This is a genomic window from Pseudactinotalea sp. Z1739 (genome assembly GCF_049725055.1).
Taxonomy (GTDB): Bacteria; Actinomycetota; Actinomycetes; order Actinomycetales; family Beutenbergiaceae; genus CALKWS01.
In genome coordinates, this window is record NZ_JBMPQA010000014.1 from 16,275 (window position 1) to 37,819 (window position 21,545).

A 21,545-nucleotide genomic window follows, 5' to 3' on the forward strand; every position below is an offset into this window, starting at 1 on the left:
GGCAGAGTCGGGGTATGGCTACCCAACGCGCGCTCCTCGTGGTCGACGTCCAACCCACGTTCTGCGAGGGCGGCGCCCTGGGCGTCGAGGGCGGGAACGCGGTGGCCGAGCAGATCGCGCGCTACACCGCCGAGCACCGGGACCGGTACGACCTGGTTGTGACGACCCAGGACTGGCACATCGACCCCGGTGACCACTTCTCCGACAACCCCGACTTCATCGACACCTGGCCCCCGCACGGGGTCGCCGGCACCGCCGAGGCCGAACTGCACCCCGCGCTGGTGGACCTGGCTCCGGACGACTCGGTGAAGAAGGGCGAGTACGAGGCGGCCTACTCCGGTTTCGAGGGCACGAACCCCGACGGTGAGCACCTGGCGGAGATCCTGCAACGCGGCGGGATCACAGCGGTCGACGTGGTGGGCCTCGCCGAATCCCACTGCGTGAAGGAGACGGCGCTGGATGCGATCAAGTCCGGTCTGCGCGCCCGGGTCCTGACCGATCTCACCGAGCCGGTCAGCGCCGAACTCGGCCAACAGGCCCGGGAGCGGATGGCCGCCGCGGGCGTCGAACTGGTGCCCTCCGGCGCCCTCTGAGCCGCAGGGTAGGCCTCAGGCCAGCGCGCGGGCCGCGCTGAGCAGTTCCTGCGGCACGGTCTTGAGCTTGCCCGCGATGTCGCGCAACGGCACCAGTTCCACTTGTTCCCCGCGCACCGCGGTCATCACCTCGGAGTGTCCATGGTTCAGCGCCTCGACCGCGGCGTGGCCGAACCGGGATGCCAGCACCCGGTCGCTGGGCAGCGGGGTGCCGCCGCGTTGGATGTGACCGAGCACCGTGACCCGGGTCTCGAACCCGGTGCGCTCGGCGATCTCCCCCGCGACCCGCTCAGCGGTGGCGCCGGCGACGATCTGTCCGAGCTCATCGCGTTCGGTGGTGTATGTCATGGCGGTGTCCGGTGCCGGGACCGCGCCCTCGGCCACCACGACGATGGAGAATGAGGCGTGCGCGCGGTGCCGGTGCCGGAGCGCGCGGGCGATGGCCTCGATGTCGAACGGGTGCTCGGGTGCCAGCATGATCTCGGCACCACCGGCGATACCGGCGTGCACCGCGATCCAGCCGGCATCGCGGCCCATCACCTCCACCACCATCACCCGGTTGTGGGACTCCGCGGTGGTGTGCAGCCTGTCGACCGCCTCGGTGGCCACGTGCACCGCAGTGTCGAACCCGATGGCCTTGTCGGTCCCCCAGACGTCGTTGTCGATGGTCTTGGGAATTCCCACCACCTTGACCCCGGACTCGGCGACCTTACTGGCCGCATGCAGGGTGCCATCGCCCCCGATGCAGATCAGCGCCTCCACCCGCTCCTGCTCCAGGGTGGCGTGCACCGCCTCCACGCCACCCTCCTCGCGGTGCGGGTGGAACCGGGCCGTGCCCAACATGGTGCCGCCCAGCGGGAGGACGTTGCGCACATCGGACCGGCTCAGATGCAGTACATCGCCTTCGGCCACGCCCTTCCACCCGTTCCGGAACCCGACGATGGAGTGCCCTGAACCGGTGCCGTGTTTGACCACCGCACGGATCGCGGCGTTCAGGCCAGCGCAGTCTCCGCCACCAGTGATCAGGCCGATGCGCATGAGGACTCCAACTACAGTTCGGGGAGGATGGCGGACGCTCCCATCCTATGGACCCACCCCACGCCCCGGCCCCGATCCGGTGGGCGGGCGGTATCGCGCTCAGCCATCGTCGCCGGGGCACGTCGCCGCCGCCCCACGCACGGGGGGCACATATCTCGGATGCCGGGCCGCGCTCTCAGGCGGGCTTGACGTCGCGGTGGCCGCGGCGGGCGGCCCGGTCGAAGATGCCCAGGACCTCGGTGGGGGCGTGCTCGGCGCCGAGCGCGTGCGGGAGCATCGTGGGGAACTCGGCGGCCTGGTTCGTCTCGAGGCGGTAGCGGCGCTGGCCCAGCATGAGGGTCGCGGTGCCGGAGATGACCACCAACCACTCCCGGCCGGGGTGGGCGTGCATCCGCGCCGGGTTGGCCGCCGGCGGCTCGGTCAGGCGCTGGCGTACCACGGTCATGCCGGGGTCGGCCCGGACCTGCCAACGCAGCCACCCGTGGCTCCGGTCGGTGACCGGGGAGATGACCACGTCGTCGGGAGCGGCCTCGACCAGTTGGTCCACGGTGGTACCCAGGGCGCGGGCCACGCCCACGAGCTGGTCCAGCGCGAGGCGCCGCTGCCCGGTCTCGATGCGCGAGAGCGTCGAGGCGCTGAGGTTGGCCCGGGTGGCCAGTTCCTCCAGCGACCAGCCGTGCGACACCCGCAGACCGCGGATCCGGTTGCGCACGAGGCCCTCCAGTCCCCCATCTCCTTGCGTCATACGCACAATGCTATGCCGTCACCGCAATGCAGGCATAGCGTGGCGAGCCCGCACCCGAACAGGAGACACCATGGACCAGACCACCACCAAGACCCGGAACGACCAGTTGCCGGCCGGGCTCGTCGACGTCGCCGTGATCGGCGGCGGGGCAGCCGGCCTGAACGGCGCGCTGATGCTCGCCCGCTCGCGCCGCACCGTCGTCGTCATCGACTCCGCGAGTCCGCGCAACGCCCCGGCCGAAGGGGTGCACGGGCTGCTCGGACTCGAGGGCATCGCGCCCGCCGAGTTGTACCGGCGCGGGCGCGAGGAGGTCCGCAGTTACGGCGGGCTCGTCGTGGACGGTGCGGTCGCCGCCGCCGTCCCCGCTGCCCCCGGCCCGGATGGCGACCTCCGCTTCACCCTCACCCTGGCCGACGGTCGCACGCTCACCGCGCGGCGCATCCTGGTCGCCACCGGGGTACGCGATGTGCTGCCCGACATCCCCGGTCTGGCTCAGCACTGGGGCGTCGGCCTGGTGCACTGTCCCTACTGCCACGGCTGGGAGGTGCGCGACGAGCCGATCGGGATCCTCGCCGTCGGGCCGGGATCGCGACACGCCACGTTGCTGTTCCGCCAGTTGAGCGAGGACGTCATCGTGTTCGCCAACGGGACAGACCTCGATGCCGATACCCGTGCCCGGTTCGCCGTGCGGGGCACCGAGGTGATCGACGGGGCGGTGACCGAGGTCGTGGCGGACGAGGCCGGCGGGATCGCCGGCGTGCGGCTGGACGACGGCACGGTGGTGGCCCGCCGGGTGCTCACGGTGATGACACAGTTGCGGGTGCGCACCGAGGGCCTGGACGGTCTGCAGTTGCCGATGGCCGACCTGCCCGGCGGGACGGGCCGGCACTTCGTCACCGAGATGGCCGGCAGTACGGCTGTGCCCGGGGTGTGGGTGGCCGGCAACGCAGCCGAGCCGATGACCCAGGTGGGCGCCTCGGCCGCCGCCGGCGCCCTGGCCGGAGGGCACATCAACGCCGACCTCGTCGGTGCCGATACCGATGCGGCCCTCGGGGCGGCGGCGCGGGCAGCATGATCGTGGCGGTACCGCCTGCCACGAACCGTGGCCGGCGAGATCGCGTGCTCCTCGGGGTGGCCCCACGCCGGCCGGCGCCCCTTACCCGCGCGTCAGGCGTGGCCAAGGATGGCGACCAGGAAGTCGGAGTCCTCGGTGTAGGGGCGCAGGTCCCAGGTGGACAGCAACAGGTCCGGGGCCAGTCCGGCGTCGTGGGCGTCATCGAGGAAGTCGGCGACGTCATAACCCCGGCCGGCGCCGAACCCGATCGCCGCCCGACCCTCTGCGCGTAGGTGCCGGGCCATCCGACGCAGGGTCTCCCGCCGGGTGCTCGGGGCCAGGAACGTCATCACGTTGCCGGCGCACAGGATCGCGTCGAACCCTTCGGAGACGCCACGGGCGGGAAGGTCGAGCTCGGCCAGATCCCCCACGAGCCAGGTGGGCCCGGGGAAGTCCTCCTTGGCGGCGGCGATGAGCACCGGGTCCACGTCCACGCCGACCACCTCGTGGCCCGCCTCGGCGAGGTAGCCACCGTGCCGCCCGGGCCCGCACCCGGCGTCCAGCACCCGGGCGCCGCGCGGGACCATCGCGTCGATCAACCGCGCCTCCCCCACGAGGTCGGCCCCGGCGGCCGCCATGGCGCGGAAGCGCTCGATGTACCAGGTGGAGTGGTCGGGGTTCGCTTGGGTCATCTGGACCCACTTGCTCGGTTCTGCCATGCCACCATCCTGCACTGCCGGTCCGCTGCGTCCAGCCCGGTCGACCACCCGACCGGTTGGACGCGAGGCCGGTGGCACCGCAACCGGCCGGTCTCGGCGGCGGGGTGGGTGCGCGGATAGGTGGGTGCGCGGACGGGCGGGTGCGCGGGCGGGTGGGTGAACCGGGGGCGGGGCGGCTGGGTCAGTCGGGGCGGCGGGCCTGCAGGGCCGCCTCGTACAGTTCCCGTTTGCTGGCCCCGGTGAGTGCGGCGACCTCGGTGGCGGCGTCCTTGAGCCGCTGGCCGCCCTGCACCCGGTCCAGCACCGCGCCCAGGGCGTCGGCGGCATCGGGGATCGTCGGCTCGGCACCGGCGACCACCACGGTCACCTCCCCCAGCAACCCCTGCCCGGCCCACGCCGCCAACTCGTCCAGGGTGCCGCGCCGAACCTGCTCGTGGGTCTTGGTCAACTCCCGGCACACCGCCGCGGCACGGTCCGCACCGAATGCGTGCGCCATGGCCTCCAGCGTGGGCCCGGCCCGGCGGGGGGACTCGAAGAAGACCATGGTGCGTTCCTGGGTGGCCAGCGCCGCGAGCACGCGGGTGCGCTCCCCTGGCCTGCGGGGCAGGAAACCCTCGAACGTGAACCGGTCACTGGGCAGCCCGGACAGGGCAAGAGCAGTCAGGACCGCGCTCGGTCCGGGTACGGCCGTGACCGGCACGCCGGCCTGCGCCGCCGCCCGCACCACGCGGTACCCGGGGTCCGACACCCCCGGCATGCCCGCGTCGGAGACCACCAATACGGTGGCACCGGCTGCCGCCTCGGCCACCAGTTCGGCCGCCCGGGCGGCCTCGTTGTGCTCGTGGTAGGAGACCACCTTGGCCGTCACCTCCACCTGCAGCCGGCCGGCAAGGTCCCGGAGCCGGCGAGTGTCCTCGGCGGCGATCAGATCGGCGCTTTCCAGGAGGCGGCCCAACCGCGGTGAGGCGTCGGCGACGTTACCGATCGGGGTGCCCGCCAGCGTGATGGACCCGGCCGTGCCTTCTTCCCGGGCGCCCAGCCGACCAGGCCCGCCGTCCGCGCCCGGGCGCGCATCGCCGTCGTCCATCACGCTCACCATCCCAGTGTGCCCCACCTAGACTCACCTGCGTGTCTGCCGCCCGCCATTCCGCCACCGGCGGTGCCGGGGTGCCCGGCCGGGCGCGGGATGGCCGACGGCGACTGCCGGGCCTGGGGATCGTGCGCACCTGGCCGGGCCGATGGCGCCGACGCCTGCACATCGACCCGCCGGCCAGTGCCGGGCGGTCGGCCGAGGCGGTGGAGCAGGACCTGCTCGCCCGGCTGCTCACCCCGGTGCGCGACCGCTCGTGGGTCGGTTGGGTGGTGGCCCTGGTGGTGGCGGCCCTCGCGGCCGTGCTGCGGCTGGTGCACCTGGACCGCCCCGGCCGGCTGGTGTTCGACGAGACCTACTACGTCAAGCAGGCCTACTCCCTGCTCGCGCTGGGTTATGAGGGGGTGTGGAACGAGGAACCCGATACCGCTTTCGAGGTCGGGGACTTCTCCGACCTGAACCCCCAGGCCGATTACGTGGTGCACCCGCCCCTGGGCAAATGGATGATCGCGCTCGGAATGCGCCTGGTGGGGGCGGACAACCCGGTCGGGTGGCGTCTCAGCGCGGCGATCGTGGGGGCGCTCAGCGTGCTGATGCTGGTGCGTATCGGCCGGAGGTTGTTCAACTCCACCCTGCTGGGAGCCGTGGCGGGCCTGCTCCTGGCCGTGGACGGGGTGCACCTGGTCATGTCGCGCATCTCGATCCTGGACATCTTCCTGCAGTTCTGGATCCTGGCGGCCTTCGGGGCGCTGTTGCTGGACCGAGACTCCCACCGGCGCCGCCTGGCCCGTACCGGGGCGCGGGAACTGACCTCCCACGGCGGCTTCGCCCATGCGTGGGGGCCACGGGTGGGGATGCGTTGGTGGCTGCTCGCCACCGGGGTGCTGGGCGGGCTGGGCACCGGGGTGAAGTGGTCCGGGATCTACGCCGTCGCGGTGTTCGGGCTGTTCGCGGTGGCCTGGAGCATCAGCGCCCGCCAAGCGATCGGCGTGCGTTTCTGGGCCGGTTCGGGTGTGCTGCGCGACGGCGTGCCGGCCTTCGTCACGATGGTGCCCGCGGCCGCGGCGGCCTACCTGGCCACCTGGGCGAACTGGTTCGCGCACCCCGAGTCCTACAACCGGCATTGGGCCCGGGATGTGAATGCCTTGGCCGAGGATCCGGTGCGCACCTGGTTGCCCGATGCGCTGAACTCCTGGTGGGAGTACCACCTGCGGATGTGGGACTTCCACACCGGTCTGACGTCCGAGCACACCTATCAGGCCCATCCGGCGGGGTGGTTGATCCAGTGGCGGCCCACGTCCTTCGCGTGGCGCACGGTGGAGGCCGAGCACGGTGCCTGGGACGTGTGCGGAGCGGAGAAGTGTGCCGCAGCGATCACGTCTCTGGGCAATCCGGTGATCTGGTGGGGCGCGGCACTGGCGCTGGTGCTGGTGCTGTGGGCGGCCCTGGTGCGCAGGGACTGGCGGGCCTGGGCGATCCTGGCCGGGTACCTGGCCACCTACGTCCCGTGGCTGCTGTACACCGAGCGCACGATCTTCACCTTCTACACCGTGGCGTTGGTGCCGTTCGTGGTGCTCGCCCTGACCTACGCCCTGGGGGAACTGCTCGGCCCGGACTCGGTGCCACTACCGCAGCGCCGGCCGGGGATCTGGGTGGCCGCGCTGATCGTGGTGCTCGCCCTGGCGGTCAGCGCGTGGTTCTGGCCGGTCTGGACCAACCAATGGGTGCCGTATTCGATCTGGCACCTGCACATGTGGTTGCCGAACTGGGTGTGAGCCGGCGCCCACAGGCATTCGGGCACCGGCTCCGGCCCTTCGGTTCAGCCCTTGTCCGGGTCCCCGCCGAACCGCACGCCGCGGTCCAGGGCGGCGATCGTGGCCAACTCCTCCTCGGTCAGTTCCACACCGGCTGCCCCGAGGTTCTCCTCGATGCGTGCCGGGGTGACGGACTTGGGGATGGTGACCACACCGAGCGCAAGGTGCCAGGCGAGCACCAACTGAGCGGTGGTCACGCCCTTGGTCTCGGCCAGCGCGGTCAGGTCCGCGTCCTCGAGCAGACCCTTCCCGCTACCCAGCGGGGAGTAGGACTGGGTGACGATGCCCCGGTCGGCGTTGATCGCCCGGAGGCCGGCCTGCTGGAGGTAGGGGTGCATCTCGACCTGGTTGATCACCGGTGCTTGTCCGGTCTCGTCGATGATCCGGTCCAGGTGCGCCTCGTGGAAGTTGGACACCCCGATGGAGCGCACCCGACCCTCCTCCTGCAACGCCACCAGGGCCTTCCAGGTGGCGGAGTAGTTGTCCTGGGACGGGAGCGGCCAGTGGATCAGGTACAGGTCCACCGTCTCCAGACCCAGGCGCGCCAGGCTCTCGTCGTAGGCGCGCATCGTTGAGTCATAGCCCTGGTCGGGGTTGGCGAGTTTGGTGGTCACGTAGACCTCATCGCGCGACAGGCCACTGGCCCGGAGCGCCCGGCCCACGCCGGCCTCGTTCTCATAGGCCTGGGCGGTATCGATCATCCGGTACCCCACCGACAGGGCGTGCTCGACGGCACCCTGTGCTTCGTCGTCGGGCACCTGCCAGACCCCGTACCCGAGCTGGGGGATGGATGTGCTATCGGACAGGGACACCTGGGGAATCTCGTTGTTCGTCACGCCCCCAGGATAGCGGTTACCCGCGCTGGACACCCGCGGAGGAACTGCACCTGCACGCTCGGTGGGACGCACCTACGCTGGGGGTATGAGCCAGGATGAGTACAGCACCGAGGGGTCCTACGTCACCGCGGGCGAGGAGTTCAACCGCGACACCGACTACATCGAGACCCGGATCACCGCCGATGAGCGGGACGGCTACCCGGTCGAGGCCGGCCGGTACCGGCTGGTCGCGGCGCGGGCCTGCCCGTGGGCCAACCGCACCATCATCGTGCGGCGGCTACTGGGGTTGGAGGACGCGATCTCCCTGGGGATGCCCGGGCCCACACACGACTCCCGCTCCTGGACCTTCGACCTCGACCCCGGCGGGGTGGACCCGGTGCTGGGGATCGAACGGTTGCAGCAGGCCTACTTCGCTCGGTTCCCCGACTATCCCAAGGGCATCACCGTGCCCGCGATCGTGGACGTGCCCACCGGTGCCGTGGTCACCAATGACTACCCGCAGATCACCCTGGATTTCTCCACCGAGTGGACCGCGTTCCACCGCCAGGGTGCCCCGGACCTGTATCCGGAGGCGCACCGGGAGGAGATCGACCGGATCGCCCAGGAGATCTACACCGAGGTGAACAACGGGGTGTACCGGTGCGGGTTCGCCGGCTCCCAGGAGGCCTACGAGCGGGCCTATCACCGCCTGTTCGCGGCGTTGGACTCCCTCAGCGAGCGTCTGGCCACCCAGCGCTACCTGGTCGGGGACACCATCACCGAGGCCGATGTGCGCCTGTTCACCACGCTGGTGCGGTTCGATCCGGTCTACCACGGGCACTTCAAGTGCAACCGGGCGAAACTCACCGAGATGCCGGTGCTGTGGGCCTACGCACGGGACCTGTTCCAGACCCCGGGCTTCGGGGACACGGTGGACTTCACCCAGATCAAGGAGCACTACTACGTGGTGCACACGGACATCAATCCCTCCCAGATCGTGCCCACCGGACCGGAACTGGCCGACTGGCTGAGCCCGCACGGACGGGAGGAACTCGGTGGGCGTCCCTTCGGTGAGGGCTCACCCCCCGGGCCGGTCGCGGAGGGTGAGCGGGTGCCGGCCGATGCGAACCCGCTCAGCGCGCTGGCCGAGCAGCAGTAGCAGGGCCTGCGACGGCGTACCTCACCCCTCGTAGGCGATCTCCACCCGGCGGTTGGCCGCGAAGGTGGACGGGTCGTCCGGGTCCTCCCGCTCGGCCGGTTCGGCGTCCCCCACCCCGGAGACCTCCAGGTCCAGATCTGGCCGTTCATCGCGCAGGGCGCCGGCGACGGCCTCAGCGCGTTCTTGCGACAGTTCGACGTTGTCGAAGTCCGCGCCGGTGGGTACCGAATCGGTGTGCCCGGTCACCTGCACGGTCGCCCCCTGGGGCACGTCGGAGACCAGATCGGCGATCTTGCCCGGGGCGCTGGCCGGTAGTTCCCAACTGTTCGGCGGGAACAACAGGTCCGAGGACAACGAGATCACCGACGTGTCGCCGACGACCTCGACACCGTCGCCGAGGCTGGTCACGCTGCCATCGATGCTGAAGACGCGCACGGCATCAGTGCTGAAGACGCGCACGGCGTCGGTGCTGAAGACGCGCACCGAACCACGTTTGTCGCTACCGGAGATCCCGCCCTCCGGCTCCGGGGGCGGGCCGTCATCCACCACTGCCGTAGCGGCCGCACCGGTGGCCACCACCAGCAGCAGCGCCGCGCAGGCGGACCGGATGCCGCGCTGCAGCCCAGGCAACCGCAGCGCGGAACCTTTCGGCTGGACGGCGCCGGTCGGTCGGGCCGTGTGCAGGGTCCGCATCCGACTCACCACTCGACCTGCGCGTCGGAGAACTCCACCAGACCGTCGATCACCAGGACGTCGATGGTGTCAATGTCGTCCTCGGGGGCGGCGTAGTATGCGTGGTACATCAGCGTCTGGCCGCTCTCGACCTTGGTCCCCCCGGGAGTGGAGTCGGAACTCCAGGTGTCGCCGCTTCCCTCCAGGACCGAGTACTGCTTGAGGTTCTCCCGGTCGTTCAGGACGGGACGGAGCCTGCGATTCTGGTTGAGGGTGTAGAGGGTGTAGTCGCTATCGCGGCCACCCTCCGGGCTGAAGGACAGGTCCAGGCGCATGACGTCGCCCTCCACCTGCAGGGAGTGCAGCCCGACTGTGACCTGCATCTCGCCGTCCGGCAGGTCATAGGTGATGGTCGCGGCGGCGTCCTCCGGGCCGCGCACATAAGTGCCGCCGGAGGCCGCGTCGACCTCCTCTGCCTGGGGGTCGTCGGCGGTGCCCTTCTCGTCGTCGTCCGCGTCCTGTTCGTCTTCGTCAGGGCCATCCGCCACGTCGGGCGCCTGCTCCACATCCTCGGCGGGCTCCTGGGTCTGGTCGGCGGGTTCGAACTCGGCGGAATCCTCGGGACCGCAGGCAGCCAGGGTGCCGGCTGCCAGGGTCACACCGGCAATCGCGCCGAGCAGGCGCCGGGACGGGGAGATACGGGACGTGGTCACAGGGTTCTCCTTGTTGGTGGGTGGTGAGTCTCGCCCGTAAGTCGCAGGCCGGGGCTGAAAAGTTGCACGACCCGAGTGTGAGATGGCTCACTCGGTGACAGTGAGGTGGTGCACGGCCTCCAGGTCGGTGCCATCCGGGGCCCGGGCTCGCAGGACCACGGTTGCCCGTCCGGGTGCGGCAGCGGTGATGGAGACGCTCGGGTGGTCCACCAGGTGTTGTCCGGTGGGCAGCGTCCACACCCAACTCTCCACCTGGGCGGCCTCGGCCGAGAAGGTGGCAGGTTGTCCCACCGCTACCTCGCTGGGACCAGTGATCGCAATGCCGGCCTGACCCGAACGGTCTGTGGGTCCTGGGCCGAGGAGGGAACCGGCGAGCCAACCGGCACCGGCGGCGAGGACCACGGCGAGCAGCGCGACGGTGAAGAGGGGCCACCGGCGGCGGTGTCGGGGCTGGCGGCTGGGTGCGCTCGAGGAGGCGGCGTCGGATGTTCCGGCATCTGCAGACGTCGGTGCTGCCGCGTCGGTGCCGGAATCACGTGGCTCAGAGGGCGCATGGCCGGCAGGTGCCGGTGGTGCCGATACCGCAGTGGGTGCCGGTGGCATCGAGGCAGCTTCGACGTCGGCGAGCCAGCAGGCCACGTCCGGGTGCCGGTCGGCTGGGTCGGTGGCGGTGCTGCGGCGTAGGGCCTCGAACAGCGCCTCGGGCAACTCCGCGCCGCCGCTGCCGCCCTGGTGGCACAGCCACAGCAGCAGGGCGGACATAGCCCACAGATCCGCCCGGGTATCGATGATGCCCGGGCCCTGCTGTTCCGGTGGTCGGAAGCCGGCGGTGCCACCGGCCACGGTCAGCCCGGAGTTCAGGGCGAGGTCCTTGCACATGCCCAGGTCGGCGACCACCAGCCGCTCTCCCGGGGCCACCACGGCGGCGCGTGCACCGTCACCACGGTCCGCACCGCCGGGGTCTGGTTCGCTGGTGAGCAGCACATTGCCCGGGCTCAGGTCCCGGTGCACCAGGCCGGCTCGGTGCACCGCATTGATCGCGGCAGCCAGCGATCGGGCAACGGTCAGCACATCCGCGCGGGCTGGTGACCAACCCCGGGTGCGCAGGTAGCCCACCCGCTCGGCCAACGTGCCACGGTCGGCGTGCTGGAGCACCAGGTAGGGCTGTTGGCGCTCGGACTCACCGATGTCGTGGATCGCGATCACGTGCGGACTGCGGATCCGGCGCAGGCTGCGCCCCTCAGCGATGAACCGCTCCCGCACCTCCGGATTGAGGCTGTGATTCTCGGCGAGCATCTTCACCACCACCACATCATCCAGGCGGGTGTCCACCGCCCGGTGCACCGTGGCGAACGAGCCCACCCCGATCACGCCCTCCAGCCGGTACCGGCCCACCTGGTTACTCATGGGCACCTCCCTGACCGGCGGGCTCGATCGTCACCCTCATGCCAGTGCGCCGCGACCAGGGCGCGGCCACGGGCGATCCGGGACTTGGTGGCGCTCAGGCCCACACCCAGCCGCTGCGCCACCTCGGTGTAGGACAGGCCCTGGACATCGCGCAGCACCACGGGTTCACGATAGTGAGCCGGCAGCAAGCCGAGCACCTCGGTGATCGTGGCGCGGGTGGCGATCACCGAACTGATCCGCACCCCCGGACCCACGTCATCGGCGGGCAACGGCGCAGTGGCGCGTTGCCGCCGCAGATGATCGACTACCCGGTTGCGCACGATCCGGTGCACCCACGTGCTCAGTTGCGAGTTACCGCGGAACGACCCGATGGATTCGGCGATGGAGATCAGGCTGTCCTGCGTCACGTCGTCCACCGCAGCGTGATCCAGTAGTGCCTGGTGGGCGAACCGGCGCACCAAACCGGAGGCATCGAGGTTCTCGATCAGTAGTTCCGTCGCTAGCGGTGCGCCGTCACCCCCGGCAGCGGCCACCTGCGCCAGTGTCTCGAGCACCCGTGCCGGCATGACCGGTGGGTTCGTGTCGTCGTGGTTCGTACCGTCGTCCTCGCGACCGGCGCTGCCGGCTTCGGCGAGCGCCCCCAGCACGCGGCGGGCGGCCAAGGGGTCACCGGAGCGCACCGCGTGGTTCAGTTCGCTGAGCACGCTCGATCCCCCTGGTATTCGCCCGGCCGGCAGTGACGCCGACGTCCTCCCGGTTACCTCACCACAGAACGGCGAGTGCCACGTTCACTGCGATCAGACCGGCGATCCCGCCGAGGTAACCGCGGGCGATCGTCTTCTCATGGTTGCGTCCGCCGAAGATCACCATCGCGGTGACCGCGAGGGCGATGATGAGCTTCACCGTGATCTTGGTGTGGTTGATGTCCGGTCCAGCCACTCCCGCCGAGGCCACCCCGACCAGGATGATGCCGGTGAACAGGGCGGTGAGCACACCGTGCAGCACCCCGGAGTTGAGCACGGGCTTGCGCATGCCGGCGACTACCCCGCCGAAGGCGATCGCCCAGCCGAGCAGGTGCAGCACCACGAGAATCAGGTACACAGTTTCCATGCCTGCACCCTACTGGCCAGTACCGATGTCCCGGCCCGCACCGGCGCCCCGCCGGTCCAGGTGCGGCCCACATCACAGCAACCGGCGAGCCGCCGCCCAGTGGGTGAGTTCGTTGCGGGAGGACAGCTGCAGTTTGCGTAGCACCGCCGAGACGTGGGTTTCCACGGTCTTGATGGAGATGAACAGTTCCGAGCCGACCTCCCGGTAGGTGTATCCGCGGGCGATCAGCCGCATCACCTCCTGCTCCCGGGCCGAGAGCCGGTCCAGTTCGTCGTCGTGGGTGGCTACATCGGAGGCGGCGGTGCCGAAGGCGTCCAGGACAAAGCCGGCCAGGCGCGGGGAGAAAACTGCATCCCCCTCGGCCACCCGGCGCACAGCATCGGACAATTCGGCTCCATCGATGGACTTGGTGACGTATCCCCGGGCCCCGGCCCGGATCACCGAAACCACGTCCTCGGCGGCATCGGAGACCGACAGCGCCAGGAATCGCACCCGATCGAGCAGGTCGGCGCATCCGGCGATCACCTCCGCTCCCCCGCCACCACGGCCCCCGGGCAGATGCACGTCCAGGAGCACCACGTCCGGCAGGGCATCCCGCACCACCGCGATCGCCCCGGGCACGTCCTCGGCCTCCCCGACGACCTCCAGGCCCTCGCCCAGTTCGCCGCGCACGCCGGTGCGCACCAGCCGGTGATCATCGACCAGCACCACCCGCAGTCCCTGACTCATCCTTGCTTCCCTCCATTGACCGGCATCCGCAGGTGCACCTCGGTGCCGCGGCCGGGATCACTGCGCACCTGTGCGCTACCCCCGTGGCGGTGCATCCGCCCGATGATCGAATCGCGCACGCCGTGCCGGTCGGCACCGACCTGTTCCGTGTCGAACCCCTCACCACGGTCACGCACGAACACCTCGGTGGCCGTCTCGTTCACCTGCACGTAGAGCGACACCGGTGCGGCCCCGTGCACCACGGCGTTCACCAGCGCCTCCCGGGTCGCAGCCATCAGCGGTTCGGTGCCGGCCGACGGCGAGCCGTCGCCGGCGGTGACGACGTCGATGACCGCCCCGTGCAGGTCCTCCACCTCGGCCGCCAGGCTACTCAGGTCCGCCGCGATGGAGTCACCCGGTTCGGGGCGATCCCGATAGAGCCAGTCCCGTAGTTCCCGCTCCTGGGCCCGGGCCAGGCGCTGAACCATGCCCGGGTCGTGGCTGCGGGACCGGATCAACGAGAGGGTCTGCAGGACCGAGTCGTGCAGGTGGGCGGCGATATCTGCCCGCTCGGACTCCCGGGCGCGTGCGGCCCGTTCGGCGATGAGTTCGCGCCACAACCGCAGCCACCACGGCGCCAGCACCAGTGCCGCACCGGCCAGCACCACCATCCCGGCGAGCAGGCCGCGCAGCACCTGGCCGGCGCCCTGCCCCTGCCCGATCAGCAGCACCACGCCGACCACCGACAACGCCACGCCACCGCCCACACGCACCAGCACAGCGCCTCGGGACTGGTTCCCCTCACCGGCACCACCGACGGAATCGAGTTGGCTCCACGCCAGCGCGGCCCCCGCCAGCAACACCACCACCGGGAGCAGCCAGGTGCCCATCGCGTCGGCCCCGAACCGGATCGCCACCAGGCTCGCGGCGATCAACAGCAGAATCCCACCCAGGGACACCTGGCCGACGACGCCCTGGGTCGCCGGCGTGCGCAGGGCCGGAATCAGCCGCGCCAGTCGCGGGGGCTGCGCACTCGCCGAGCCGTGGGGGACGGTCAGGGCCAGCCAGAGGTACATCAGCGCCCCGGCACCGGCTGCGAGGGTGGTGAGAGCGAAGATCCATCGGATGGTCCGCACCGGAACGTCCAGGTGCACCGCAAGCCCGGCGCCTACGCCGGACAGGATCCGGCCACGCTCCGGGCGGCGCAGGGGTGGCCTGGCCCGGCTGCTCGCGACTGCCGGTGCGGGTGCATTCACTCCGTCATCGTGCCACGCGGGTCGGCACAGCGGCAGGGCAGAACCAGCAAATCAGGGGACCCCCGGGCCGATCTCCCGGCTTCAGGAAGCGTAATCCAGGGGCAGGTCAGGGTGATCCCCGATGGTGCCCGTCGGTGGCACCGGAGTTGACTGTCGGGTATGGATCACGACCGTCGGCAAGACCCTGTCGAACCGCAGGGCCCGCCCGGGCACGAGCACGCGCCGTCCGGTGGCGCCGAGTACGCCCATGAGCACAGTCCGGGCACCGGAGCCGAGCGGCCCAGCCACGGCGGTCCCGGCGTCTCCTTCTTCGACTCCCTGCGCCGCAGCGGATTGATCCGTACCGCTGAGCGCTGGATCGGTGGTGTCGCCGGCGGGGTGGCGCGCCGTCTCGACGTCGACCCGCTGCTGGTGCGCGGGGCGTTCGTGGTGCTCACCTTCTTCGGTGGGCTCGGACTGCTCCTGTACGGCCTCAGTTGGGCGCTGCTCGCCGAGGAGACCGACGGCCGGATCCACCTGCAGGAAGCCCTGCGTGGCCGGTTCGACGCCGGACTGGCCGGGGCGCTGGTGCTGGTGATCATCGGTCTGAACCGGCCCGGCCTGTGGTGGCACGGGTTCTGGTGGGGGGACTCGTGGGCCACCTTCGGGTTCCTGGTCGTCACCGCGCTGGTGCTGGTGGTGCTGCTGTGGATCCTGCCCAGGGCCCGAGGTGAACGTGGTGACGCGCCCGCCCCGGGGACGGGTACCCCGCCCGCCTCACCGGATCCGGGCGGATCCGCGCCTTCCGCTCCATCCTCCGGCGCGCCGGGTGGTCCCGCGTCGGAGCCTCGTCCTGCACCACCGCCTCCCGCCCTTGCCAGGTCCACCGGCGGGCACGACTCTTCCCGATCGACCGGCCACAGCGGTACCGCTGGCACCTACGGAGCCGGGCACGGCGTTGCCGGATCACCCAGCCATCAGGGTGCCCCTGGCACCTACGGAGCCCGGCACGGCGCTGCCGCGGCGAGCACCCCGACGGCGACGAGCGCACCCGCGTACGTTCCGTCGTCGGCTCCGCCGGACGGACGCCACCGTTCGATCGTCTACGCGATCGCCGGGCTTGCCCTGATCGGGATGGCCGTGGTGCAGATCCTGGGCCGGGTGCTGGAGTGGGAGGTCTCGCTCTGGCTGCTGAGCGGGGGCGTGGTTCTGTCCGTACTCGGTGTGGGCCTGGTGATCAACGGCGCACGGGGCCGGCGCGCCGGGGCCCTCGGCGGCTGGTCCGTGCTGGTCGCCCTGGTTGTGGTACCGCTGACCCTGGCGCTGGCGGTCGCCCCCCAGGTGCGCGACGCGCTCACCCTGGCCCCGGGCAATGTCGGGGATGCCTACTGGGCACCGTCCTCGGCGGACGCCCTGGAGGCCGGACACGTCCACACGGCCGGAAGACTGCGAGCCGACCTGAGCGCGCTACCTCCCGACACGTCGCTGGCCGAGCCGGTGGAGATCACCCTGGCCGCCGGGCAACTGGTCCTGGACGTTCCGCAGGGCCTGGACGTGGACGTCAATGTCCAAGGCACCGGATCGCTGCGGGTGGAGCAGCCGGGCACCTGGTTCGCCGAGAGCGCCCGCGTCCGCACCGATGCCGATGTGGTCCTGCTACGGGACCTCTCCCTGCGCTCCGCCGGCGGATCGGGCCCGCCCGATATTGAACTTGACGTGGCGGTGGGGGCCGGGGCGATCGTGATCCGGCAGGTACCCCCGGCGGGAACCGAAGCAGGCTGAGAAGGCGACCGAACGACCAACGATTTCACACGAGGGGTGAAGCACGATGAGACCGACCGAACCGATTTCCACGTCCCCGCCGGCGGCGGATGGCGCCGTGACCGAACCGCACGGCTACGCCAACCCCGGGAGCCCGCAGGGTCCCCCTCCGGCCCGCACCGGCACGATGGTCTGGGGCCTGGTCGCGGTTCTGGTTGGCCTGGGTGCGATCGCCGTGGCCACCGGCCGACGGGTCGACCTGGAGATCGCCCTGATCTCGCTGTTCATCATCGCAGGGTTCGGGCTACTGATCGGGTCCGCCGTGTCGGCCCTGCGCAGTTCCAGCCGCGAGCGCAAGGGCGGACAGGGTCGTCAGGGCCAGTGACAAGCGCCGCGCCCGGCGGACCGGTGGGGTGACCTGCCCCGCTCCAGGCCGGTCTAACGCCGCGAGGCCGGCCTCGGCTGCGGCAGGTCTCACCGGCGGCGACCGGTCTCGGTGGAGCGTGGCAGAGCGCGGGCACGCTGGTACAGCCCGTCCACCCGTTCCAGCACATCCGGCCAACCCAGCGCCGGCGGTTCGGCCCGGTTGTTGGTGGTGATCGTGCGGAGCAACCCGGGCTCACGCGCCAGCCGCACCAGCGCGTCGGCCATACCGGCGTCACCGCGGACCAGCAGGCCTTCGACACCGTCGGTGATGAACTCGGCGATCCCGCTGTCCCGCATGCCCACCACGGCAAGACCGGCTGCACGGGCCTCCAGTGCGGCCAGTCCGAAGGCCTCCAGGGAAGTCGGGGAAACGAATACGTCCTGCGCCCGGTAGAGGGTCGGCAGCACGTCGCGGGGCACCCTGCCCAGCAAGGTGATCACATCGTCCAGTTCGGCGGCGGCGACCCGCGAACGCACCGCGGCCATGCCGGGCCCGTCCCCGGCCAGCGTCAGGTGGATACGTGGGGTGTCCCGCTCGGTGCGGCCGAGGCGCTCGTGTACCTGGGCGATCACCCGGATCAGGGGCACGGTTCGCTTGCGCGAGGCCATCCGCTGGCTCGCCACCACCCGCAGCACGCCGGGCTCGGCACCGGGCTCGGGTCGGACGGCTACCCCGCGCCAGGGGGCCAGGTCCAATCCGTTCGGCACCACCTGCACGTCCGAGCGACCCAATGCCTGGGCGACCTGCCCGGCCACCAAGCCACTGACCGCGCTGGGGGCGAACGCTGCGGTGTCCCACTGCGTCGCCCGTGCGCCCCAGCCCAGCAGGTGCCGGGCACCGGAGAGCACGCAGTGCCAGGTAATGGCTAACGGGAGGCCCACATCCCGGGCCGCCATGGCGCCGGCGTAGGCGAAGGGCGAGACCACCCCGGCGTGCACGTGCACCACGTCGGGTTTGAGCAACCGCAGCGCCCGGGTGATCAGCCCTCGTCCCCGCGGATGCACCGGGACCCCGAAGGTAGCCGGGGTGGCCAGTCGGTGCACCCGCAGCCCACCGTCCTCGGTGCTGGAGAACCGGTGCCGGGAACGCCCCGGTGGCACCGCGGCACGGTCCTGTGCGGTGGCGGTCAGGACGTGGACGGCGTGGCCGGCCCGCGCTTGCTGGATCCCCAGATCCTGGACCTGGTTCTCGATGCCGCCCAGCCGTGGGGCGAAGCAGTCGGAGATGTGGACGATGCGCACCCGCTCACTGTAACCAGCGCGCCGCCCCGGCGACCGCTCACGCAGCGCCCACACGCCGCGCCGCTCGCGCCGCACCGCTCGCGCCCCACACGCCACGCCGCGCCCCGCACGCCGCGCCCCGCACGCCACGCCGCGCCCCGCACGCCACGCCGCGCCCCGCACGCCACGCCGGTCGCGCCCCACACGCCGCACCGCTCGCGCCGCGCGCCACAACAGTCCAATTGGATCGTTGTAGCGCTCACAACGAGCCCGAAGGCGCTGTAACGGACCAATTGGATTGTTTGGGCGCGGCCGGTGGCGACCGGGGCGTGCTCGGGGGCGCGGCCGGGGGCGGCCCGACGCGCTTGTGGGGACCGGACGCGCTGGGGGGATCCAGGACGTTTATCTTGACGTCGAGATAAATGGGGAGGGAGAATGCCACCGATGAGCGCGACCTGGAACCCGGCCACCTACCTGCACTACGCCGACGAACGTTCCCGGCCCTTCGCCGAACTGCTCGCCCGGGTCCCCACCGAACCGGCCACCATCGCCGATCTGGGCTGCGGACCGGGCCACCTGTCGCGGCTCCTGCGGGCGCGCTGGCCGCACGCACGTATCGACGCGCTCGACTCCTCTGCCGAGATGATCGAGCGAGCCCGGACCGAGCACCAGGCCCCCGGCGTGCACTACCACCTGGGCGACCTGCGCACCTGGCGCCCCCCGGCGCCTGTGGATCTGCTGATCTCCAACGCCACGTTCCAATGGGTGCCCGATCACCTGGACCTGCTGCGCGACCTCACCGAGCACGTCGCCGATCAGGGCACACTTGCGTTCTCGGTGCCGGGCAACTTCGATGGCCCGAGCCACCGGTTGCTACGCAGCCTGGCCAGGAGCGACCCTTACGCCGCGCACACCGAGAACGTGACCTTTCCCGAGGCGCACGACCCCGACGTCTATCTGGAGGCCCTGGCCGCGCGGGGGTGGCGGGTGGACGCCTGGGAGACCACCTACTTGCACGTCCTGACCGGACCCGACCCGGTGCTGACCTGGATCAGCGCCACCGGCGCGCGCGAGGTCCTCGCGGCCCTGCCGCCGCAGTTGCTCGAGCGGTTCCGCGCCGAGTACGGCGCGGCGTTGCGGCAGGCCTACCCCGAGACCGAGCACGGCACCGTGCTGCCCTTCCGCCGGGTATTCGTGGTGGCTCGGCGTCCCGGTCGCACCGACCCGGCGGCTCAACCTGCGCCATCGAGCCCCCGCTCAGCCAAATAGGCCCGGGCCGTCCGCTTGGGAGCGCGGGACAGCCAGGCCTCGACGATCAGTTCGTGGAGTTCGTCGGCCGGCAGTTCCCCGAGCCGGGCGAGCACCATGGGGAATCCGTCGAAGTGCGGCGTGGTGAAGTACACCTCGGGCGAGGTGGACAACAGCATCTCCTTCACGCCCAGATCGGGCACGTACGCGCCCAGGATGGGACCCTGTGGCGCAGCCTGACCGAGTGCCTCGTGATCGGACTTGCACAGCGGACGCTCCAACGCGAACAACTTCGACCGCACGCGCCACTCGTGCCTGTCCTCGCGCTGCTCGGCCTCGGGTAGCGCGTTGGCGACCCTTCGGACCTCGTCCCAGGTGGCCATGTCCCATCGTATCGAACACAGTCAGCCGGGCCCCGCCCGGCTCACTCCCACTCGATGGTGCCCGGCGGCTTACTGGTGACATCCAGCACCACCCGGTTCACCTCAGCCACCTCGTTGGTGATCCGGGTGGAGATCCGGGAGAGCACCTCGTACGGCAACCGGGTCCAGTCCGCCGTCATGGCGTCCTCGGAGGAGACCGGCCGCAACACGATCGGGTGGCCGTAGGTGCGCCCATCACCCTGGACCCCCACCGAGCGCACAGCGGCCAGCAGCACCACCGGGCATTGCCAGATGTCCCGGTCCAGGCCCGCGCGGGTCAGTTCGGACCGCACGATCGCGTCGGCGCGGCGCAGGATGTCCAACCGCTCACCGGTCACCTCCCCCACGATCCGAATCCCCAGCCCGGGCCCGGGGAACGGCTGGCGCCACACGATCGACTCCGGCACCCCCAGTTCCAGAGCCACCGCGCGCACCTCGTCCTTGAACAGCGTGCGCAGCGGCTCAATCAGGTCGAACTGCAGGTCATCGGGCAGGCCGCCCACGTTGTGGTGGGACTTGATGTTGGCCGATCCGTCAGCGCCGGACTCGACCACGTCCGGGTACAGCGTGCCCTGCACCAGGTATCGCACCTCGTCGTCGAACCTCCCGGCGGCCTCGACCACCTCCCGGGCGGCCTGCTCGAACACCCGGATGAACTCCCGTCCGATGATCTTGCGCTTCTCCTCCGGGTCACTCACCCCCGCCAGGGCATCGAGGAAGCGCTGCCGGGCATCGACCACCATGAGTTTGACGCCGGTGGCCTCCACGAAGTCTTCCTCCACCTGCTCCGCCTCCCCGTCGCGCAGCAGACCGTGATCGACGAACACGCACGTCAACTGGTCCCCGACCGCCTCGTGCACCAGGGCGGCGGCCACGGAGGAGTCGACTCCACCGGACAGCCCGCAGATCACCCGATCGGTGCCCACCTGGGCACGGATGGCTTCGACGGTCTCGGCCACGACATTTCCCGCGGTCCACTCCGCTGCCAACCCGGCCCCGCGGTAGAGGAAGTTCTCCAGCGTGGCCTGGCCCAGTTCGGAGTGGCGCACCTCAGGGTGCCACTGCATCCCGTACAGGCCGCGGGCGGCATCCTCGAACGCTGCCACCGGGGAGCCCGCGGAGGTGGCCAGCACCGTGAACCCCTCGGGCGCCTCGTGCACCGCATCGCCGTGGGACATCCAGGTGGACTGCTCCGGGGTGGACCCATCGAGCAGCGTTCCGGTGTGCTGTACCTGGACCACCGTGCCGCCGTACTCACGGGTCCCGGTCCGTGCCACGGTGCCACCGAGGGCTGCGGCCATCACCTGGAACCCGTAGCAGATTCCCAGCACCGGGACCCCGGCGGTGAACAGGGCCGGATCCACCGACGGAGCATCGTCGGCGTACACCGAGGCCGGGCCCCCGGACAGGATGATCGCGGCCGGGTCCTTCGCCAGCATCTGCTCCACCGTGGTGGTGCGCGGAACGATCTCGGAGTAGACCGACGCCTCGCGGACGCGGCGGGCGATCAGCTGGGCGTACTGGGCCCCGTAGTCAACGACGAGTACCGGTCTGGAGGTCTGCGGCGCGATGGTCACGACCCCAGGATAGGGCGC

22 protein-coding genes are annotated in these 21,545 nt (G+C 71.0%); 7 read left to right on the forward strand and 15 right to left on the reverse strand.

Translation table 11 applies throughout. The features are described from left to right. Window positions 1-14 precede the first annotated feature (14 nt). Window positions 15-593, forward strand: a complete 579-nt coding sequence (locus ACO0LV_RS16060) for an isochorismatase family protein (protein WP_424788928.1) — start codon at window positions 15-17, stop codon at window positions 591-593. A gap of 15 nt (window positions 594-608) precedes the next feature. On the opposite strand, the gene ACO0LV_RS16065 is transcribed toward ACO0LV_RS16060, so the two are convergent. Together ACO0LV_RS16065 and ACO0LV_RS16070 are read right to left on the reverse strand one after the other, a co-directional pair. Then, window positions 609-1,631: a 6-phosphofructokinase gene (locus tag ACO0LV_RS16065; RefSeq protein WP_424788929.1), complete on the reverse strand. Its 1,023-nt coding sequence runs from the start codon at window positions 1,629-1,631 to the stop codon at window positions 609-611. Between the two features lie 175 nt (window positions 1,632-1,806). Then, window positions 1,807-2,376 carry a helix-turn-helix domain-containing protein gene (locus tag ACO0LV_RS16070; RefSeq protein WP_424788930.1) on the reverse strand — a complete coding sequence of 190 codons (570 nt, stop codon included), beginning with the start codon at window positions 2,374-2,376 and terminating at the stop codon, window positions 1,807-1,809. Window positions 2,377-2,446: 70 nt separating this feature from the next. On the opposite strand from ACO0LV_RS16070, the gene ACO0LV_RS16075 reads away from it, so the two are divergent. Then, window positions 2,447-3,451, forward strand: coding sequence for an NAD(P)/FAD-dependent oxidoreductase (locus ACO0LV_RS16075; RefSeq protein WP_424788931.1), 1,005 nt, complete (start codon window positions 2,447-2,449; stop codon window positions 3,449-3,451). Between the two features lie 92 nt (window positions 3,452-3,543). Here ACO0LV_RS16075 and ACO0LV_RS16080 read toward each other — a convergent pair whose 3' ends face one another. Next, window positions 3,544-4,149: a class I SAM-dependent methyltransferase gene (locus ACO0LV_RS16080; RefSeq protein WP_424788932.1), complete on the reverse strand. Its 606-nt coding sequence runs from the start codon at window positions 4,147-4,149 to the stop codon at window positions 3,544-3,546. Between the two features lie 181 nt (window positions 4,150-4,330). Further along, the gene (gene rsmI / locus ACO0LV_RS16085; RefSeq protein ID WP_424789015.1) at window positions 4,331-5,248 is read right to left on the reverse strand and encodes a 16S rRNA (cytidine(1402)-2'-O)-methyltransferase; all 918 of its coding nucleotides are present in this window, start codon (window positions 5,246-5,248) and stop codon (window positions 4,331-4,333) included. 29 nt (window positions 5,249-5,277) lie between these two features. Here rsmI and ACO0LV_RS16090 point away from each other — a divergent pair, with 29 nt between their 5' ends. After that, entirely contained in the window at window positions 5,278-7,014 is a 1,737-nt protein-coding gene (locus tag ACO0LV_RS16090) for a dolichyl-phosphate-mannose--protein mannosyltransferase (RefSeq protein ID WP_424788933.1), read from the forward strand. Window positions 7,015-7,058: 44 nt separating this feature from the next. Here ACO0LV_RS16090 and ACO0LV_RS16095 read toward each other — a convergent pair whose 3' ends face one another. Further along, entirely contained in the window at window positions 7,059-7,889 is an 831-nt protein-coding gene (locus tag ACO0LV_RS16095; protein WP_424788934.1) for an aldo/keto reductase, read from the reverse strand. Window positions 7,890-7,974: 85 nt separating this feature from the next. Here ACO0LV_RS16095 and ACO0LV_RS16100 point away from each other — a divergent pair, with 85 nt between their 5' ends. Next, window positions 7,975-9,027 (forward strand): glutathione S-transferase family protein, encoded by a 1,053-nt coding sequence (locus ACO0LV_RS16100; RefSeq protein ID WP_424788935.1) that lies wholly within the window; start codon window positions 7,975-7,977, stop codon window positions 9,025-9,027. A gap of 21 nt (window positions 9,028-9,048) precedes the next feature. Here ACO0LV_RS16100 and ACO0LV_RS16105 read toward each other — a convergent pair whose 3' ends face one another. From ACO0LV_RS16105 to ACO0LV_RS16135, 7 genes are all read right to left on the reverse strand, one after another. Next, complete coding sequence (locus tag ACO0LV_RS16105) at window positions 9,049-9,720, reverse strand: OmpA/MotB family protein (protein ID WP_424788936.1); 672 nt, start codon at window positions 9,718-9,720, stop codon at window positions 9,049-9,051. A gap of 5 nt (window positions 9,721-9,725) precedes the next feature. Further along, window positions 9,726-10,412 (reverse strand): hypothetical protein, encoded by a 687-nt coding sequence (locus ACO0LV_RS16110; RefSeq protein ID WP_424788937.1) that lies wholly within the window; start codon window positions 10,410-10,412, stop codon window positions 9,726-9,728. Between the two features lie 87 nt (window positions 10,413-10,499). Next, on the reverse strand, window positions 10,500-11,819 hold the full coding sequence (locus tag ACO0LV_RS16115; protein WP_424788938.1) for a serine/threonine-protein kinase: 1,320 nt from the start codon (window positions 11,817-11,819) through the stop codon (window positions 10,500-10,502). Beyond that, entirely contained in the window at window positions 11,816-12,523 is a 708-nt protein-coding gene (locus ACO0LV_RS16120; RefSeq protein WP_424788939.1) for an RNA polymerase sigma factor, read from the reverse strand. The genes ACO0LV_RS16115 and ACO0LV_RS16120 overlap by 4 nt, the downstream gene beginning before the upstream one ends. A 58-nt stretch (window positions 12,524-12,581) precedes the next feature. Further along, window positions 12,582-12,929: a hypothetical protein gene (locus ACO0LV_RS16125; RefSeq protein ID WP_424788940.1), complete on the reverse strand. Its 348-nt coding sequence runs from the start codon at window positions 12,927-12,929 to the stop codon at window positions 12,582-12,584. Window positions 12,930-13,001: 72 nt separating this feature from the next. Next, on the reverse strand, window positions 13,002-13,658 hold the full coding sequence (locus ACO0LV_RS16130) for a LuxR C-terminal-related transcriptional regulator (RefSeq protein WP_424788941.1): 657 nt from the start codon (window positions 13,656-13,658) through the stop codon (window positions 13,002-13,004). Continuing rightward, a complete protein-coding gene (locus tag ACO0LV_RS16135; RefSeq protein ID WP_424788942.1) occupies window positions 13,655-14,893 on the reverse strand; it encodes a PspC domain-containing protein in 1,239 nt (412 codons plus the stop codon). Before ACO0LV_RS16135 ends, ACO0LV_RS16130 begins: the two co-directional genes overlap by 4 nt. Window positions 14,894-15,052: 159 nt before the next feature. On the opposite strand from ACO0LV_RS16135, the gene ACO0LV_RS16140 reads away from it, so the two are divergent. After that, window positions 15,053-16,654: a PspC domain-containing protein gene (locus ACO0LV_RS16140; RefSeq protein WP_424788943.1), complete on the forward strand. Its 1,602-nt coding sequence runs from the start codon at window positions 15,053-15,055 to the stop codon at window positions 16,652-16,654. Between the two features lie 97 nt (window positions 16,655-16,751). Next, entirely contained in the window at window positions 16,752-17,018 is a 267-nt protein-coding gene (locus tag ACO0LV_RS16145; RefSeq protein WP_424788944.1) for a hypothetical protein, read from the forward strand. An 89-nt stretch (window positions 17,019-17,107) separates the two neighbouring features. Here ACO0LV_RS16145 and ACO0LV_RS16150 read toward each other — a convergent pair whose 3' ends face one another. After that, window positions 17,108-18,301, reverse strand: a complete 1,194-nt coding sequence (locus ACO0LV_RS16150; RefSeq protein ID WP_424788945.1) for a glycosyltransferase family 4 protein — start codon at window positions 18,299-18,301, stop codon at window positions 17,108-17,110. A gap of 423 nt (window positions 18,302-18,724) precedes the next feature. Here ACO0LV_RS16150 and ACO0LV_RS16155 point away from each other — a divergent pair, with 423 nt between their 5' ends. After that, complete coding sequence (locus tag ACO0LV_RS16155) at window positions 18,725-19,549, forward strand: methyltransferase domain-containing protein (protein ID WP_424788946.1); 825 nt, start codon at window positions 18,725-18,727, stop codon at window positions 19,547-19,549. Here the strand turns inward: ACO0LV_RS16155 and ACO0LV_RS16160 are convergent. Continuing rightward, window positions 19,513-19,911, reverse strand: a complete 399-nt coding sequence (locus ACO0LV_RS16160; protein ID WP_424788947.1) for an MmcQ/YjbR family DNA-binding protein — start codon at window positions 19,909-19,911, stop codon at window positions 19,513-19,515. The genes ACO0LV_RS16155 and ACO0LV_RS16160 overlap by 37 nt on opposite strands. Before the next feature lie 41 nt (window positions 19,912-19,952). Further along, window positions 19,953-21,527, reverse strand: a complete 1,575-nt coding sequence (gene guaA / locus ACO0LV_RS16165; RefSeq protein ID WP_424788948.1) for a glutamine-hydrolyzing GMP synthase — start codon at window positions 21,525-21,527, stop codon at window positions 19,953-19,955. Window positions 21,528-21,545: the final 18 nt, after the last annotated feature.

Coding starts and splice junctions, on each gene's coding strand:
- ACO0LV_RS16060 (WP_424788928.1), top strand. CDS start 15: ATGGCTACCCAACGCGCGCTCCTCGTGGTCGACGTCCAACCCACGTTC.
- ACO0LV_RS16065 (WP_424788929.1), bottom strand. CDS start 1,631: ATGCGCATCGGCCTGATCACTGGTGGCGGAGACTGCGCTGGCCTGAAC.
- ACO0LV_RS16070 (WP_424788930.1), bottom strand. CDS start 2,376: ATGACGCAAGGAGATGGGGGACTGGAGGGCCTCGTGCGCAACCGGATC.
- ACO0LV_RS16075 (WP_424788931.1), top strand. CDS start 2,447: ATGGACCAGACCACCACCAAGACCCGGAACGACCAGTTGCCGGCCGGG.
- ACO0LV_RS16080 (WP_424788932.1), bottom strand. CDS start 4,149: ATGGCAGAACCGAGCAAGTGGGTCCAGATGACCCAAGCGAACCCCGAC.
- rsmI (WP_424789015.1), bottom strand. CDS start 5,248: ATGGTGAGCGTGATGGACGACGGCGATGCGCGCCCGGGCGCGGACGGC.
- ACO0LV_RS16100 (WP_424788935.1), top strand. CDS start 7,975: ATGAGCCAGGATGAGTACAGCACCGAGGGGTCCTACGTCACCGCGGGC.
- ACO0LV_RS16105 (WP_424788936.1), bottom strand. CDS start 9,720: ATGCGGACCCTGCACACGGCCCGACCGACCGGCGCCGTCCAGCCGAAA.
- ACO0LV_RS16115 (WP_424788938.1), bottom strand. CDS start 11,819: ATGAGTAACCAGGTGGGCCGGTACCGGCTGGAGGGCGTGATCGGGGTG.
- ACO0LV_RS16125 (WP_424788940.1), bottom strand. CDS start 12,929: ATGGAAACTGTGTACCTGATTCTCGTGGTGCTGCACCTGCTCGGCTGG.
- ACO0LV_RS16130 (WP_424788941.1), bottom strand. CDS start 13,658: ATGAGTCAGGGACTGCGGGTGGTGCTGGTCGATGATCACCGGCTGGTG.
- ACO0LV_RS16140 (WP_424788943.1), top strand. CDS start 15,053: ATGGATCACGACCGTCGGCAAGACCCTGTCGAACCGCAGGGCCCGCCC.
- ACO0LV_RS16155 (WP_424788946.1), top strand. CDS start 18,725: ATGAGCGCGACCTGGAACCCGGCCACCTACCTGCACTACGCCGACGAA.
- ACO0LV_RS16160 (WP_424788947.1), bottom strand. CDS start 19,911: ATGGCCACCTGGGACGAGGTCCGAAGGGTCGCCAACGCGCTACCCGAG.